Below are 17742 nucleotides of genomic sequence, written 5' to 3' on the forward strand. Positions count from 1 at the left end.
ATCTGGAATTAGTATAAGCTTGAAATGATAAGAATTTAAGAAAATTCCTATTAATATTGAGAAAAATGCGAATTATTTTGCATAAATTCACGATTTTCTTCTTCAATCATTTGACGTGCAACATAAAGAATCAATTGGCGTAACCAACGATGTGCAGGATGATGATGAAGTAACGGGCACCATGCCATTTTTAATTCAAATTCTGGAATATAAAAAGGCGGATCTTTAATGAGTAAATTTTGGCTTTTGGCTTGTAAACGGGCGATACGGGTTGGTAATGTTGCAATCAAATCGACATTTGAAGCCAACAATGCTGGCATTTGATAATGACGAGTAAAGACTGAAATTTTACGCTTTTGACCAATTCGCTCTAAAGCTTGATCAATCCAACCCAATCCTGCTTGTTTCTCAGGATTCACACCAAAACCGACCCCCATACCTGTTTTTGATACCCAGATATGTTGCGCATCTAAATAACTTTTAAGATTTAAATTACTCGAGGCAGGATGTTTGTTATTGAGTAGGCAAGAGAAACTGTCACGCCATACTAAAACTTGGTGAAAGCTTTGTGGGATTTCATTAAAACGGTTAATGGCTAAATCAACTTTACCTTGTTCCATGTCACGATATGACACGTCACTTGGTGTTAAAAAGTCGAGTACAACATTCGGTGCTTCTGAGCGCAAGGCTTTGACTAGACGAGGAACAAGTGTCGCTTCGGCATAATCAGAGGTCATAATACGGAATACACGGTTTGAAGTATAAGGTCGGAACTCAGTACGAGGTTCCAAAATCATCGATAAATCAGACAGTGCGTCACGGATGCGGGGTTGTAATTCTAAAGCACGTTCTGTTGGTGTCATACCTTCAGAAGAACGAATTAAAAGAGGGTCATTAAATAAATTACGAAGACGACGTAAAATATTACTCATTGCGGGTTGGGTAACACCAAGCTGTTCAGCAGCACGAGTCACATTTTTTTCACGTAAAAGAACGTCAAGGTAAATTAAGAGGTTGAGATCGACCCGCTCCAGATTCATAAAAAAAATACCGAAAATAAAATTTAGAAATCACAGGGGATTATGCCATAAGGAAATGCTTTTGTGTAAAAAGTAGATAAAAAAACAGCAGGCGATTTATTGTTATAGAAGGATCAAGATTTATTGTCTTGGTTTTAAATTGAGATGCATGCTTGAATAAATCCTAATCTCCTCATTATACCTCAAGACCAGCAGATTTTTGAGCAACAGCATTATTTCTCAATGGCTGAATTCGGCGATTATACTTTGTGTGATTATTGATCATTCAGGGTATTTTTATATCAAAAAAATCCAGTTCTGGTTTTTTTGTTACAAGCTCAGACTTAAGTCTAATAGCGATAAAATCAGCAAATTGTCTGCTATTTAAGCAAAAAATAGATGAGTGGATTTTGTATAAGATTTTATAAATTAAAGGTTTAGAGATTTCTTATATAATTATAATACGACTTTGATCTACATATTTTTTAAATAAATACTGAAAATTAACTCAGAATATTGGATTAATTTGAGGAGTCAATCTAAGCTAAGACCATAACAACGAAGTGTTCTAAATCTGTACAAACAAATACCGAGTGGATTTAGCTCTTCGATTGATGAAATCCTAATATTATTACAGGAACATATCATGACTACATACCAAACAGCGATTGATGCAATCCGTGAATTAAAAGCAAAATTCGGAAGCACATGGCGCGATATTAGCCCAGAAGATGCTGCGCGTATGCAAATGCAAAACCAATTCAAAACTGGTTTAGATATCGCTAAATATACAGCTGCGATCATGCGTCGTGATATGGCTGAATATGATGCTGACTCTAGCAAATACACTCAATCTTTAGGTTGCTGGCATGGTTTCATTGCACAACAAAAAATGATTGCAAACAAAAAATATTTCGGTACTACAAGCAAACGTTATATCTACCTTTCTGGTTGGATGGTTGCTGCTCTTCGTTCAGAATTCGGTCCACTTCCTGACCAATCTATGCACGAAAAAACTTCTGTACCTGCTTTAATCGCTGAAATCTATACATTCTTACGTCAAGCTGATGCGAAAGAACTTAACGATTTATTCCGTGCACTTAAAAAAGCAAACGAAGCTGGTGATACTGCTAAAGCTGCTGAAATCACTGCTCAAATCGACGGTTTCCAAACTCACGTTGTGCCAATTATTGCGGACATCGATGCTGGTTTCGGTAACGAAGAAGCGACTTATTTACTTGCACGTAAGATGATTGAAGCTGGTGCTTGTGCACTACAAATCGAAAACCAAGTATCTGATGCTAAACAATGTGGTCACCAAGCTGGTAAAGTAACAGTTCCACATGAAGACTTTATCTCTAAAATCCATGCATTACGTTACGCATTCTTAGAAATGGGTCTTGATGACGGTATCATCGTTGCGCGTACTGACTCTGAAGGCGCTGACTTGACTCAAAAAATCCCAGTGGTTAAAGAGCCAGGTGATATTGCTTCTCAATATATCAGCTACTTAGACACAACTGAAATTGATATTGCTGATGCTCAAGAAGATGAAATCTTGATTAAACGTGATGGTAAATTACACCGTCCTAAGCGTTTAGCTTCTGGCTTGTATCAGTTCCGTGAAGGTACTCAAATTGACCGTGTTGTACTTGACTGTGTGTCTAGCTTACAAAACGGTGCAGATCTTCTTTGGATCGAAACTGCGACTCCAAACGTTGAAGAAATTGCACACATGGTTAACCGTGTACGTGAAACAGTTCCAAATGCGAAGCTTGTTTATAACAACAGCCCATCATTCAACTGGACTTTAAACTTCCGTCAACAAGCTTACGATCGTTGGGTTGCTGAAGGTAAAGACGTTTCTGCTTATGACCGTGCTAAATTAATGAGCGCTGAGTACGATGCTTCTGAATTGGCTGCTGATGCTGACTCGAAAATCCGTACATTCCAAGCAGATGCTTCTCGTGAAGCTGGTGTATTCCATCACTTGATTACACTTCCGACTTACCATACTGCTGCGCTTTCTACTCATGAGCTTGCACAAGGTTACTTCGGTACTGAAGGTATGTTGGCTTATGTTGCTGGCGTACAACGTAAAGAAATCCGTGGTGGTATTGCTTGTGTTAAACACCAAGCAATGGCGGGTTCTGACATCGGTGATGATCACAAAGAAATCTTCTCTGGTGACAATGCACTTAAAGCGCATGACGATGCTAAAAACACAATGAACCAATTCGCTGCTCACTAAGCACTGATTTGATTCGAAAAACCCAGCGTAAGCTGGGTTTTTTTATGGCAGATGATAAGTTAACTGTAGGATTTAGTTTACACAGCATATTGTTGTTTGAATTAAATCGAGATCGATGATGTTAAAACATCGTTAAAGACTGTATCAAATAGCGGATTTTAGAAAAGTTTATTCATGTTGATATGTATAAGTATTTAAATCATTGTATTCAATAGTGATGACTCTACGTTAGAGAGCCTTGAGATATACATTGAGAAAAAGAGGGCTATATAAAATAAAAATGCCCAATGAAATTCATCAGGCATTTATTGATTAACAATATTGAGTTGTATTGTGTTATTCGCGTATTTTAGTCGTTAAGCAAACTTAGCCAATACGTCTAAGAAACCTTCTTTTTGACGCGGATATTCTGCGATCACATCATGAATACGTTGACCTTCAGGATTGGTTGCATTGATGTCTCGACCATCAGCAACAAACTTGGTCAACAAACGCTCATAGTCAAACGGGCGCATATGTTTAAATGCATGATAAAGTACATGAAAATCTGTATTGGTACCTTCAGGAGGAAGTTGATCTAAGTAGGCAAATACACGCTCGTCTGACCATTCTTCATTGAACGTTGCTGGCTGTGAAAGTGCCATAACAGCATCTCCTCAAAATAAAATAATTCTAAATCAAATGATTGATTTGCAGCATTATATAAACCTTATTGAGCTTTTGTTTAATAAGGATAAATACAATATTTAGCTGAAAAAAATCTAAAATAAAAAGGGCAAAATATATTGCATGAGTAAAAGCAATGCTTTTTGACTCTGCCCTATATTTTGCCCTGAATCAATTCACTTGACTAATCAATAATGAAATTATCGTTCTTCAGGTAAATTGATATTCATTTCCAACATTTCAATGTTGGCTTCAGAACGAACTTGCATTTGAATATGCTGTTCATCCACACCACGGACATAACGATTAACCACTTGCATGATTTCTTTCTTCATTTGGTCAATCTTGTCTTGGCTTAAACGTTTGCCCAAACCGTTTTCAGAAGCAACAATAACTTTTAAGCGATCTTTAGCAGTTTGGGCGCTAGATGGTTTGTCATCATTGCTAAAAAGTTTACTCCAAAATCCTGCCATTTCTACGCTCCAAATAACCGTGCTAACCAACCCTTAGGTTTCACTGTAATATGTCGATAAGGACGTTCCTCACCCAAGAAACGCGCAACTAAATCATCATATGCTTGCCCAGCAGATGCTTCTTGGTAAAGAATGACGGGTTTACCTTCATTCGATGCCTGAAGTACGCTAGGGCACTCTGGAATGACGCCTAAAGTTGGTACACGTAAGATATCTTTTGAGATATCGTCAATGGTCAACATTTCTTGTTTATCGGCACGTTCAGGGTTAAAACGCGTAATACATAAATGCTTACGAACACGCCCTTCGTTGTTTTCTACTTTTTTCGTCTTGCTGTCGAGCATACCAATAATACGGTCTGAATCTCGAACAGAAGAGATTTCTGGGTTTGTTACAATAATTGCTTCATCTGCATGATACATGGCTAAAATCGCGCCACGCTCAATCCCCGCAGGTGAGTCACAAATAATATAATCGAACTCTTGCGAAAGCTCATCGATTACACGAGCAACACCATCATCGCTCAACGCATCTTTATCGCGGGTTTGTGATGCAGGTAAAATATATAGATTTTCAATATCTTTATCACGAATCAATGCTTGTTGTAAGCGTGCTTCGTTATTAATGACATTAACAAAATCATACACCACGCGGCGTTCACAGCCCATGATCAAATCTAAATTACGCAAACCCACATCGAAATCAATCACAACAGTTTTATGACCACGTAGGGCTAATCCTGTTGCAAAAGATGCACTCGTCGTAGTTTTACCTACGCCACCTTTGCCTGATGTAACGACAACAATTTTGGCCACCGAATCCACTCCTGTTATGGTCATTTTACCCGATTAAACGAGTTTTATATGGTGTTAATTTATACCTTAAAATTGCAAAGCTTCAAACACTAGCTCTTGCTGGTCATTCAAGTAAATATGTACAGCCTTTTTAATGACATCTTGAGGAATGTCATCTGCCACACAATATGTTCCTGCAATAGAAACCAATTCGGCTTCTAGTGAATGACAAAAAATTCTTGCAATGGTGTTACCACCTGCACCTGCAATGACTCTACCACGAACACTGCCATAGATATGTATATTTCCTGAAGCAATCACTTCCGAACCACTGTTAATACCAGCATTCAGTATGATGTCCCCATGATCTTGAACCAGACATTGTCCAGTTCTTAAAATTTCATCATGATATGAGGTTACATGACTCAATGTTTTAGGCGCATCTACGCTTGCATTTGGTGTTGCTACAGCGGGTGCTTTTACTGGAGTTTCAACCACTTGTTCTTTCGTCGGTTTAATCCGTTGCAATGGACGATCGGCAGGCAAGACTGGGAATTGAATTGCACGTGCTTGATCACCCAATAAACCATCAATCACAGCCATAGGCTGTAAATCTAGACTGATAATGAGTTGAATCAGGGCAATAAGCTCTTGTTCAACTGTAGTATCAATAATGACCAAAGCCCCTTGATAAGAGGTTTCACTCATCATTGAAGTTAATTGCTGGCGGATGGCATCATGATCATTAGTATCGAAGGTTAATCGGGTAAAATTAACCATTCTGCCTGTAATCCGTATATCAGCCATAATTATTCCTTAAAAGGCGTGTGACCTAAATTTTTCTATCTAAGCGTCAAAAATTGTGAAATAGGGCAAATGCTAGAACATATTGAATGATTTCTCTAGCAAAGATACAAATATTTTCAATGAATTGCTTATTCTTTGAATCACTCATCTTTTACTTGATCATTTTTTTCTAATTCAAGCTGCCATTGTTTTACTTTCACTTGTTTCCTTAACGATTCTAAACTTTCATAGACTACAGATTCAACTAGTTCTTCAAGCTTCTGATTTTCAATATTTAACTGGCTTAATTTGGTTGAAATTAGTTGATAGGTCGCGTTTGGATTGTATAAATTGCCTTCAGTGAAAGGTTCCACCAATCCTTGGGTAATATTCTCACCTAACTGTTGCCCAATATTTTGAATCTGATTTTCAATCATACTGCCTGCAATTGGGATCATGCGCAATAATTGAGTCAATTGCGGAGTGTCTTCAATGGCTTGACGTACAATCTGTCCAACATTATGGCTAATCACATGACTTTGTGCTTTTAATTCAGTGGCTAAAGACTCTTGTAAGACTTCCGCTAAGGTTTGTGCAAAACGCTCTCTATGATGGTCAATCAAATCATGAATGATTTTCTTATGACTGGAACTTGTATCTAATTCATGTTTGATTCCGTCAATGACTGTAATAACCACGCGGTCAGACAATTCTTCCATTACCACTCGATAATAAAACAGCACACGTTTTAGAATGTTGTCGGGAATGACCTTATAACCTAACTCATGAAAATGATAAGCAATAATACCGACCCGAATTAAACGTAAAAAACGTAAATAAGGAATAATCGCTAAAATTTCATACCAATGAATAAATGGAAAGAAAAACCAACGCGCATGGTGTTTGTTGATGATTGCGATGAGCCAGCGAATGCCCAATTCAACAATCAAAAAGGTAATAAACCAGCTTTCGGTTTTAATCACCCATGGGTGCAGATCTGTTTTGTAATACTGTAAAACTTGCGGTAAATGAATTTCATTGAAAAGCCAGTCACCAAAATTACTCATTAAAAAAGCATTGGCACATAAACAGAATAAGTTAAACATGATAATAAACATCATAAAGATGTCATAACCAAAAGCGATCCACCATCCTCGTGACATATCGTTTTTCGTTTCTGTACTATTTTCGAGTGGTGGAACTTGCTCTGTCATATCCATCCTATTCTGTGGTTTTTTCTTCAATTGAAAGTTAGTGGTTATATTTTTGTTTTATGGTGCTAATCAGTTGATCTTTTTCAGTCCATAAATCATCAACCCAGTTTTGAAAGCGTTCGCGATATTCTGCATCATCTTCATAATTGCCGCCCAGTACCCATTCAGGAATCTCAATTTTACGCATATTGACTGCAATTCGAGGCACTTCGCCTAACCAAAACTCGCCATAACCGGGTGCACCATCTGGATACACAATGGTCATATCCACCAGTGCGTCAATCTTATCACCTAAGATACTTAAAGCGAGTGCGAGTCCACCAGCCTTAGGTTTAAGTAAATTGGTAAAAGGTGATTGTTGTTGAGCATGTTTTTCTGGGGTAAAGCGTGTCCCTTCAAGATAGTTGAGTAGCGTAAAAGGCTGGCTTAATAACTGTTCACAGGCTTTACGTGCTTCTTCCATATCACGTGTTTTCAGTTCAGGATTTTTTGCAATCTGCTCTTTTGTATGGCGTTTCATCATTGGAAAGCCCAGAATTTTAAAGGCTTGCCCGACAAACGGTATAAAGATCAGTTCCCATTTGGTGAAAAAACGGGTGAGTGGCATGCGTGTTAAGCCAAAATATTGGTTTACGGTGGTATCGACCCAACTTTGATGATTACAGGTCATCAAATAACGACCTTGCATATTTAAATCCAAGTTTTCATCAACGCTAATGTCCCATTGTGTTTCTGGAAGAACATGATCAATCAACCAATTATTGACGCTTAACCAACTATTGGTGATGTTGATATTGGTTTCATCCACCTTTTTTGACTTTTTAAATAATTTGGTCAAGCCTAAAGCTAAAACAGGCGGGCCGTGAAAAAAAGTACTACCAGTAATCACTGAGCCAACGGTTAAACCTTTCGTAATTTTTTTTAAAATAGGTTGCTTCTGCTGTTGAGATGACATAGAACAGTCCTAATGATTTATTGTGAGTGCCAGTTCAAGCGACTAGGATATTTTTTACTATCACGTTGCGGCCTTGAAAAATCATGTTAGTCTTGATTTAGCATAACTAGATTTCGGGTTTGCTGCCTCGTATTCGCTCAAAAATATACATCGTTGTAAACATAGACGAATTGTCCACAGACTCTAAATATAGTCGTTACAATGCAATTAAAAAAGACACATTTAATGACTATGTATAAATTATGATGATCACTTTTGTAAATTTTGTTGTAAATATTACAAAATGTAAAAAAATACGTGATTGTTAACAAAACGCCTATAGTGGTGCTTTGTTTTTTATACCAAAATTAAGCTAACAAAAAACACAACTTGGAGGCATGCAATGCGTGCACTATTAATTACAACACTTACAGCAGGGGCTTTAGTACTTTCTGGCTGTCAATCAACTGGTAATAATATCGGCGGTATGGAGTACGACAAATCTGCTATTGGTGGTTTGATCGGTGCAGCAGCGGGCTATGGTTTGTCTCGTGGTAATGCAAACTCATCTGCACAAAACAATCGTGCAGCAGCAATTGGTGCGCTTTTAGGTGCGGGTACTGGTCTTTATTTAGACAATAAAGAAAAGAAATTACGCCAACAAATGCAGGGTACTGGTGTAGAAGTTAACCGTAATCCAGATGGTTCTGTTGCGTTAATTATGCCTGGTAGCATCACGTTTGATACCAACAAATCAACAATTAAGCCGAACTTCTACGGCACTTTAAATAAAGTTGCTCAAACTTTAATGGAAGATAACAAGAGTGTAATTCTTGTTACGGGTTATACAGATAATACGGGTAATGACTCAATCAATATTCCATTGTCTCAAAACCGTGCATACTCAGTTGCAAACTACCTTAAAGGTAAAGGCGTGCAAAGCCGTATTGATACCCAAGGTTATGGCTCACAAAACCCAATCGCAGATAATTCAACTGCAGCGGGTCGTGAACAGAACCGTCGTGTAGAAATCAGCATTTATGCAGCAAACTAATATCTGACAAACTAAGAAATCGTAACAAGAGTAACGTATTTTTTAGTTGAAGGCATTGAGTTGAAAGCATTGAAAAGGAGTCATGGTTCGCTATGATTCCTTTTTTTATGCTCCAAATTTTTATTTAAACCGCATCAATCTGTTTAAGGTTGCGGTTCAGATTTTTTATCATTAAAACCAGCGTTGATGCTATAACGGTCTCTCTTCTTGCTGCTATTTTCTAGGTGTTATGATGGCTTTTGGTTATGCTTTCGCCACTTGATCACTAGCCAACTGAATAACAACAACTCATAACAAAATAGAGTATTGAAATAATAAGGTTTGAAACTAAAGCAGAATTTAACTGAAATTATTTTTATCTGGTTTTTATATTGGAAAAATTCAAATTAAGCATTTTGCAACTCTACTTTAGATGACTATAATCGAGCTCGAAGTTTTTAGAGGATGAACAATGTCGAAAGCAAGTCAACTGAATGACAAGCAACTTGAAGCCATGAAATATACTCAAGGACCCTTGTTAGTACTTGCAGGGGCGGGTTCAGGTAAAACCTCAGTAATTACAAGAAAAATTGCGTATTTGGTCCAGCAGTGTGGGATTCCTGCGCATCGGATTACCGCAATGACCTTTACCAATAAAGCTGCACGTGAAATGAAAGAACGTGTGGGTAAGTTGTTGGGTAAAGAAGAAGGGAAAGGGCTTTCAGTTTCAACCTTCCACACCTTTGGTTTAAATTTATTAAGAATTGAGTTGAAAAATACCCCACTGAAAAATAATTTCTCAATCCTTGATGCTGATGACTGTAAGCGTATCCTTATGGACTTGATGCATCGTGATAATTTATCGGGCGCTGAAAGCAAAGAATTGATTGCTAAAGCCATGAAAAAGATTTCAGATTGGAAAAATGATTTGATTGTGCCTGAGCAAGCACATACGACTTGTGAAACACCAGAAGATGTGCAGTTTGCCCATTTATATCAATTATATGAACGAAATTTACGGGCTTATAATGCCGTAGATTTTGATGATCTGATCGTGATGCCAACACGCCTCTTACAAGACAATGCTGAAGTTCGTGATCGCTGGCAAAACCGGGTTCGCTATCTACTTGTGGATGAGTATCAAGATACCAATACCGCGCAATATATTTTGGTAAAATTATTGGTCGGTGTGATGGGGCAGTTCACCGCTGTAGGCGATGATGACCAATCCATTTATGCGTGGCGTGGTGCAAAGCCTGAAAATATGGCATTGCTCAAAGAAGATTTTCGTAATTTAAAAGTGATCAAGCTGGAGCAAAACTACCGCTCTACCAGTCGTATTTTAAAAGCCGCGAACCATGTCATTGAAAATAACCCACATATCTTCGATAAAAAGTTGTGGAGTGATAAAGGTCATGGTGAGGTCATTCGAATCATTACGTGTCGTAATGATGATGATGAATCTGAACGTGTAGTAAAAGATCTACTTACGCATAAATTGATGAATGGCAAAAACTGGAAAGATTATGCGGTGTTGTATCGCGGAAATTTCCAAGCACGTGTATTGGAAACTCAGCTACGTCAAATGCAGATTCCATACAAGCTCTCTGGTGGTCAATCTTTCTTTGGTCGTGCAGAAATTAAAGATGTGATGAGCTACTTACGTATCATCATCAACCCTGAAGATGACAGTGCTTTTCTTCGTATTATCAATACGCCTAAACGTGCAATTGGCCCTGTAACACTTGAAAAGTTAGGTCTTTTTGCCCAAGAAAATCATTTATCACTGTTGGCTGCGGCAAGTGATCAACGCTTAACTATGGTAATGCCGAAAAAGGCCACCACACAATTGGCTGAGTTTGCTGGCTTTATCAATGATTTCACTCGTGAATTGTTAGATGACGATGAACCTGTTCCTAAAATTCGTCAAATGATGAATGATGCTGGCTATATCGATTATTTACGTGAAACTGCTGCAACGCCTGCACAAGAAAAAACCAAGATTGATAATGTGGAGATGCTCTATACCAGTATTCAAAGCTTAATCAACCGTGCTGAAGATGTAGATGAAAAGAACATTGAAAGTGTGATTCGTAAAATGGTGTTGCTGGATATGCTTGAGCAACAGCAGGAAGATGAAGACACCGATAAAGTTAACCTACTGACATTACATGCATCTAAAGGTCTGGAATTTCCATTTGTTTATATTATGGGCTTAGAAGAAGAGCTTCTGCCACATAAGAACTCCATTGCCGCTGAAACAATCGAAGAAGAACGCCGTTTAATGTATGTGGGTATTACCCGTGCACAACAAGGTTTAACCTTAACTTTGGCTGAGCAGCGTAAAAATGGTGGGCAAATGAAACAAATGACCCCAAGCCGCTTCTTAGATGAATTACCTCAAGATGAGTTGGATTGGTTAGGGCGTAAGAAAAAATTAGCTGAAAATGTTGATCCTAAACAACAGGCACAGCAATATTTACAAAACTTAAAAGCGTTATTAAAACGTTAATTTTTTAAATCAGTTCTTTTATTTTTCTTTCGATTTGCTTTTAAACAGATCGAAAGACATAGAAGAACCTTTAACAGCTTTATTTAATCAAGGATTTCAATATGAAAGTTCAAGTAAAAGTACTTGATCAACGTTTAGGTCAAGAATGGCCAATGCCAACATATGCAACAACAGGTTCAGCGGGTTTGGACTTACGTGCATGTGTAGAAGAAGCGATTCAAATTGAACCTGGTCAAACTGTGTTGATTAAAACAGGTATGGCCATTTATATTGAAGATACTAATTTTGCTGGTCTGGTTTTACCACGTTCGGGCTTGGGCCATAAGCATGGGATCGTATTGGGCAACTTGGTTGGCTTAATTGATTCAGATTATCAAGGCGAATTGATGGTTTCTGTTTGGAATCGTGGTCAAACCACCTTTACTTTGGAACCAGGTGAGCGTTTAGCACAGTATGTTTTAGTGCCTGTAGTTCAAGCGCAATTTGATATTGTAAGTGAATTTGAAGCGACTGAACGTGGTGCTGGTGGTTTTGGTCACACTGGGAAGAACTAAGTTTTTCTCATCATTTTTAAAGCCTGATTTATCAGGCTTTTTTAATGTTATATTGAATTGTAACAAAAAGTATGTATAACGCTGTATATAAAATTGAATATATTATCAAGAGTTTTTTAGTATATTGCATTTGACCCGATATAAATATTTTCATATAAATGAATTGCTTGCTTATCATTAGAGCGATAAAGCTGACGAAATAAAGGGTTAAGCAAATAGAAGTTTTGCTTATGAAAAAGATGAATGATTTTCCTTTTCAGATTTTCCGCGCTTATGATATTCGTGGAAAAGTTGAAATGATGCCACCTGAATTGATTCAGGCAATCGCATATGCTTTAGTTGATCAACTGATTGAAAAGGGTCAATCAAAAATTACCTTGGGATACGATGCTCGATTAAGCAGTCCTGCGTATGCTCAAATTATCAAACAGGTATTTCAAAATAAAGACATTGAAGTCACTGAAATAGGTTGTTGTGCTACACCACAATTGTACTTTGCCGCAAGAAATACGCAGGGCAATGGCATCATGGTCACAGCCAGTCATAATCCAAAAACCGACAATGGTATTAAATGGATTATGCAGTTTGAGCCACCGTCTCCTGAAATGATTCAAAACATAGGCATTCAAGCAAAAAATTATCTGCAAAGTGAACAGTTGCCATGGATTGATGCAGAATCTGTGATTCAAACCGCGACTCATCAAATTAAATCTGAATTTTGTCTGTCCTATCAGTCTGCGTTATTAAAAGATATTCAGTTAACCCAACCACTCAAAGTCGTGATTGATGGTTTAAATGGTTCAGCAGGCTATTGTGCCAATCTTGTTTTAAAAAAATTGGGTTGTGAGGTGATTGCATTACGCTGTAATGCTGATGGAAACTTCCCCGACCATGCACCAGATCCTTCACAAGCCACACATTTAGAATTATTACGACAAAATGTACTTAATCATCAGGCAGACATTGGTATTGCTTTAGATGGTGATGGCGATCGTGTGGTTCTATTGGATGAAAATGCCCATATTATTTCAGCGGATCGGCTTTTAGCATTGTTTGCCCAAATGTGTTTAAAAGATCACCCACTGCATGAAATTGTATTTGATGTGAAATGTTCATCTATGGTACGTCAAGTGGTTGAACGTTTGGGCGGTCAAGCCAAGATGATTCGGACTGGCAGTAGTTTTTTACGCAAATACATGTCGCAATCAAAAGGCCAAGCTGTCTTTGGTGGTGAGTACGCCGGTCATTATGTATTTAATGATGGGCGTGGACTTGGTTATGACGATGGTCTATATGCGGCTTTACGTGTGATGGAATACTTATGTTGTTTTCCTCAAGCAACATTGTCTGAAATCTTAGCCTGTTATCCTGACCGTTTTTATACTGAAGATACTTATATCAGTACCCATCGAACTGATCCGAAAATTGTTTTGAATGAGATCGAACAGCTCAGTCAACAATTTGGTGCTGAGCTGAGTAAAATTGATGGTGTTCGCCTTGATTTTGAGCATGGTTTTGGCATTATTCGGGCATCAAATACAGGTGAATATTTTACCGTACGTTTTGATGCAGATTGTCCAAATTGTTTAAATGAAATTCGTCAGACATTTGCGTCTATGCTCAGTGATCGTTATCCTATGATCGCCCAAGATATTCTACAGGCACACTGATTTCTTGCATCATCCATATTCATCAGTCTAATTCCTACAGCTCACTAAGGAGAGGCGAATGCCACATCAGCATACTGGCATCGACAAAGCGCAAATATTGACAGAGGCTTTGCCATATATTCAACGATTTTCAGGTAAAACACTCGTTGTAAAATATGGTGGCAATGCAATGACTGATCCAGAGTTGGAAAGCTCATTTGCTCGCGATATCGTTTTACTCAAAACTGTAGGTTTAAATCCGATTGTCGTACATGGTGGTGGTCCACAAGTAGATTCATTGCTTAAACAGTTGGGCCGTGAGTCTGATCGTATTGATGGAATGCGGGTAACAGATGCTGCAACCATGGAAGTGGTTGAGATGGTTTTAGGCGGCAGCGTTAATAAATCTATCGTTAATCTGATTAATCAGCATGGTGGACGTGCCATTGGTTTAACGGGTAAAGACGGTAATTTATTGCGTGCTCAAAAGCTCTTGATGGAAAAGACACTTGCTGATGGTACAGTCACGCAAATTGACTTAGGTCTAGTTGGGGAAGTGACTGGGGTTAAAACTGACGTTTTAGAAATGTTTACCCAAAGTGATTTTATTCCTGTGATTGCGCCTTTAGGTGTAGATGAAGATGGTCAAACTTATAATATCAATGCAGATTTGGTTGCAGGTAAAGTGGCAGAAGCTTTAGGTGCGGAAAAATTGATTCTATTGACCAATATATCAGGTGTTTTAGATGAAAATAAAAACCTCCTGACTGGTCTTAGTACTCAAGAAGTCGATCGTCTCATTGAAACTGGGGTGATTTACGGGGGCATGATTCCTAAAGTGGGTTGTGCCTTAGATGCGGTTAAAGGTGGGGTTGTGAGTGCGCACATTGTAGATGGGCGGGTACCTCATGCAACACTCTTAGAAATCTTTACCGATCATGGTGTAGGAACCTTAATTACCAACCGTGCCAAGCCTCAGAAATAATTTTTAATCTATAGATTATTTTTTTTAAAATGCCAGTGTGAAAACATTGGCTTTTTTATTTTGCCGATTTTATTTCAAATTCACCATTCATAGCGTGTTTTTAAACGGTCATTTTTTCGTCATATAAGTGTCATCGGGATTGCCTAGTGTAAGTAAAAGCTCAAGGAGTCGAAAATATGTTCGCAAAATTAAATCAGTATCGTCAGAACTTCCAGAACTTAAATTTACCCTTACCAAAACCTAAAAAAGCACAATCACAATATAAATTTGAATGGGTTGAAGACCTGAAACAACTCAAAGAAGTACAAAAATTTCGTGCAGTACAATTCGCAGATCAGTTTGGCATTACATTTGAAAATGGATTAGATCAAGATTTATATGACCTTGATTGTGAGCATGCGGTATTACGTGATAAATGGAGCAATGAGATTGTTGCCTATACACGTCTGAAGTTGATTCAGGGGCATGAGCTTGCACGTAGTTATAGCGCACAAGAATTTGATGTTTCTCAACTTTCACATCTATCTAATATTGTGGAAATAGGCCGTACTTGTGTACATCCGCGTTATCGTAATGGACGCGCATTGTCGATGTTGTGGTTAAATTTGGTTCCGACAGTACTGTGGAAAATGAAGGCAAAACACTTAATGGGATGTGTCAGCATTCGTTTGGAAGACAATAAGGCACGTGCTTACTATACACATCAGCATTTGAAGAAAATGACTGCCAAACAGTCGATTGATATAAAGGCAAATCTCGCTTTTGAACCAAGTCATCCAGAGTATAGCTTTCCACAAGACGAACGAATTCCAAAGTTGTTTGATGTCTATCTGAAAATGAATGCGCGTTTATCGAAACAGGCATATCACGATGAAGCATTTAATTGTTTAGATTATTTTGTCTTTTTAGATGTCAATGAAATTGCCAAAAATTTTGTTTTAAACAAAATGGTTAATCGCTGAGTGTCCGAAAAATAAGGGGACTTAGAGTTTGATCCGCGAATAAGTACCCAATTATTCTGCTGATCTATGTTAAGTCATTGGTCTAATATGCATCTGTTTGCAGTTATTTTCAGTTATTGAGATTTGCAAGCAGATGCGTAGTCATGCACAATATTCTTATAAATAAAATGTTGTATGAATACACTATGTGCCAATTGCTTGGAATGAACTGCGCCGCTCCCACTGATATTACCTTTTCGTTTCGTGGGTTTTCTCAACGCGCAGGAATAACCTCTGATCATTCTGATGGGTTTGGTATTGCCTTTTTTGAAGATAAAGCATGTCGTTTATTTGTCGACAATCAATCTGCAGTCTTATCACCGATTGCTGAACTGGTACGTAACTATCCAATCAAATCGCGGAATGTTATTGCACATATTCGTAAAGCAACTCAAGGTAAAATCACTTTAGAAAATTCCCATCCCTTTATTCGTGAGTTATGGGGCAGACAGTGGATTTTTGCGCACAATGGTGATTTACATAACTTCCATCCACATTTGTCAGGGCGTTTTACCCCTGTAGGCAGTACCGACAGTGAGCTGGCATTTTGTTATTTGCTTGAACAGCTGGTTTTAAGATTTGGTTATTTTGAACCGAGTTTAAATGATGTATTTGCCTTGCTTGAAGAAATTTCACCTAAAATTGCAGAATATGGCACTTTTAATTTTTGCCTCTCCAATGGACAAGCATTGTTTAGTTATGCGACAACGAAGCTGCATTGGATTGTACGTGAGTATCCATTTACATATGCACGCTTAGTCGATATTGATGTTGATATTGATTTTAGTCAATTTACAACAAAAGAAGATCGTGTTGCCGTGATTACCACAGAGCCATTAACTCAAAATGAAGTTTGGACTGCATACCAGCCTGGTGAGATGATTTTATTTAAAGATGGTCAAGTGATAAAAACAGCAACAACACATGTCGAAAGACTTGCTCGTGAGGCTGCTGATCCAAGTTTGGTTAGAGTCACCAAGGCAGATCAATATTAGTTTGATCTGAATGAATTCATATGAGATTGGGGGAAGTCGTTATTCGCTAACTCCATGTTTTTTTAAAACATAAATCATTGTAAAAATAAAAAATAATTCAATTTATCTAGCCCATTCAGGTTTTTATAGGTGCTTTTGCACCAACTATAGATGCAAGAATTATCTTAGATTGATAGCAATTTCCTTATCATTCGTTTGCAGTCTTTTTCACGATATCCTGTAAAAATTACTTCGGATTATTTATTGTAAATCGCATTATTTTGAATGATCAAAGTCCCATATTCAATTGTATAGGATGGTCATCTTTGAGACTTAACGGAATATTTTGATGTTGTTAAAGCAAAGAGAAGATAATGAAATAATAATGTGTAATTATATTCTATTGAAAAAAATGAGTAATAATATCGTTATAATTGTTTAAATATTAAAGATCTTTCATAAATCAAAAAATGATGATGTGGCGTGAATCATATTGGGATTGAAAGTTCTTTCTCACTTTGGGATAAGGCTAGGATGAGGGCGATTTTATGTCGATTTATGGTTTTAAAAAGGACTTATGAAAGAAGTCTATTATATAAAATTGCCGTGATAAAATTTATATTTCAGCTCTTTTAAAAGTGGATCATGAAATAATTGGGATAAAAATAGCACATATAAAATAATTTTCACTTGAATAAAGAAAGTATTTAAAAATATAACAAAATCACAAAAGAATATTTTTTTTATTTTGCAAAAATGATTGAGTATTTTTATCACGAGTAATCGTATGGAAAAGAGCAAATAAAAATATCATTTGAGGTGGTTGTTTTAAATTTCTGGATTACACACGCATAATCATTTATTCATGCTAAATAATAAATATAGACCATCTATAAA

Annotated in this window: 15 protein-coding genes; 8 read left to right on the plus strand and 7 right to left on the minus strand. The window is 37.5% G+C overall.

What is annotated here, in order from left to right:
- Positions 1-50: 50 nt before the first annotated feature.
- On the minus strand, positions 51-1040 hold the full coding sequence (locus AS4_RS04450; RefSeq protein WP_004722769.1) for a LysR family transcriptional regulator: 990 nt from the start codon (positions 1038-1040) through the stop codon (positions 51-53).
- Positions 1041-1665: 625 nt separating this feature from the next.
- Between AS4_RS04450 and AS4_RS04455 the strand changes: the two genes are divergently transcribed.
- Positions 1666-3270, plus strand: a complete 1605-nt coding sequence (locus AS4_RS04455) for an isocitrate lyase (protein WP_004722767.1) — start codon at positions 1666-1668, stop codon at positions 3268-3270.
- Between the two features lie 356 nt (positions 3271-3626).
- On the opposite strand, the gene AS4_RS04460 is transcribed toward AS4_RS04455, so the two are convergent.
- From AS4_RS04460 to AS4_RS04485, 6 genes are all read right to left on the minus strand, one after another.
- Complete coding sequence (locus AS4_RS04460; protein WP_004722766.1) at positions 3627-3914, minus strand: PA4642 family protein; 288 nt, start codon at positions 3912-3914, stop codon at positions 3627-3629.
- 222 nt (positions 3915-4136) lie between these two features.
- On the minus strand, positions 4137-4409 hold the full coding sequence (gene minE / locus AS4_RS04465) for a cell division topological specificity factor MinE (RefSeq protein WP_004722763.1): 273 nt from the start codon (positions 4407-4409) through the stop codon (positions 4137-4139).
- Between the two features lie 2 nt (positions 4410-4411).
- On the minus strand, positions 4412-5224 hold the full coding sequence (minD, locus tag AS4_RS04470) for a septum site-determining protein MinD (RefSeq protein WP_004722761.1): 813 nt from the start codon (positions 5222-5224) through the stop codon (positions 4412-4414).
- Between the two features lie 66 nt (positions 5225-5290).
- Positions 5291-6010 carry a septum site-determining protein MinC gene (gene minC / locus AS4_RS04475; RefSeq protein ID WP_004819387.1) on the minus strand — a complete coding sequence of 240 codons (720 nt, stop codon included), beginning with the start codon at positions 6008-6010 and terminating at the stop codon, positions 5291-5293.
- Between the two features lie 140 nt (positions 6011-6150).
- On the minus strand, positions 6151-7203 hold the full coding sequence (locus AS4_RS04480; protein ID WP_096733342.1) for a hypothetical protein: 1053 nt from the start codon (positions 7201-7203) through the stop codon (positions 6151-6153).
- Positions 7204-7240: 37 nt separating this feature from the next.
- Positions 7241-8158 carry an acyltransferase gene (locus AS4_RS04485; protein WP_096733343.1) on the minus strand — a complete coding sequence of 306 codons (918 nt, stop codon included), beginning with the start codon at positions 8156-8158 and terminating at the stop codon, positions 7241-7243.
- A 382-nt stretch (positions 8159-8540) separates the two neighbouring features.
- Between AS4_RS04485 and AS4_RS04490 the strand changes: the two genes are divergently transcribed.
- From AS4_RS04490 to AS4_RS04520, 7 genes are all read left to right on the plus strand, one after another.
- Positions 8541-9191: an OmpA family protein gene (locus AS4_RS04490; protein WP_096733344.1), complete on the plus strand. Its 651-nt coding sequence runs from the start codon at positions 8541-8543 to the stop codon at positions 9189-9191.
- Between the two features lie 451 nt (positions 9192-9642).
- Positions 9643-11682 carry a UvrD-helicase domain-containing protein gene (locus tag AS4_RS04495; RefSeq protein WP_004722749.1) on the plus strand — a complete coding sequence of 680 codons (2040 nt, stop codon included), beginning with the start codon at positions 9643-9645 and terminating at the stop codon, positions 11680-11682.
- Between the two features lie 101 nt (positions 11683-11783).
- The gene (gene dut / locus AS4_RS04500) at positions 11784-12236 is read left to right on the plus strand and encodes a dUTP diphosphatase (protein WP_096733345.1); all 453 of its coding nucleotides are present in this window, start codon (positions 11784-11786) and stop codon (positions 12234-12236) included.
- 230 nt (positions 12237-12466) lie between these two features.
- Positions 12467-13906, plus strand: coding sequence for a phosphomannomutase/phosphoglucomutase (locus AS4_RS04505; protein WP_096733346.1), 1440 nt, complete (start codon positions 12467-12469; stop codon positions 13904-13906).
- A gap of 58 nt (positions 13907-13964) precedes the next feature.
- Complete coding sequence (argB, locus tag AS4_RS04510; protein WP_096733347.1) at positions 13965-14870, plus strand: acetylglutamate kinase; 906 nt, start codon at positions 13965-13967, stop codon at positions 14868-14870.
- Between the two features lie 176 nt (positions 14871-15046).
- Positions 15047-15832, plus strand: a complete 786-nt coding sequence (locus tag AS4_RS04515) for a GNAT family N-acetyltransferase (protein ID WP_004819394.1) — start codon at positions 15047-15049, stop codon at positions 15830-15832.
- A gap of 185 nt (positions 15833-16017) precedes the next feature.
- On the plus strand, positions 16018-16866 hold the full coding sequence (locus tag AS4_RS04520) for a class II glutamine amidotransferase (RefSeq protein ID WP_016539214.1): 849 nt from the start codon (positions 16018-16020) through the stop codon (positions 16864-16866).
- The last annotated feature ends 876 nt before the right edge of the window (positions 16867-17742 follow it).

Origin of the sequence: Acinetobacter guillouiae, assembly GCF_002370525.2 — a bacterium.
GTDB classification, from domain to species: domain Bacteria; phylum Pseudomonadota; class Gammaproteobacteria; order Pseudomonadales; family Moraxellaceae; genus Acinetobacter; species Acinetobacter guillouiae.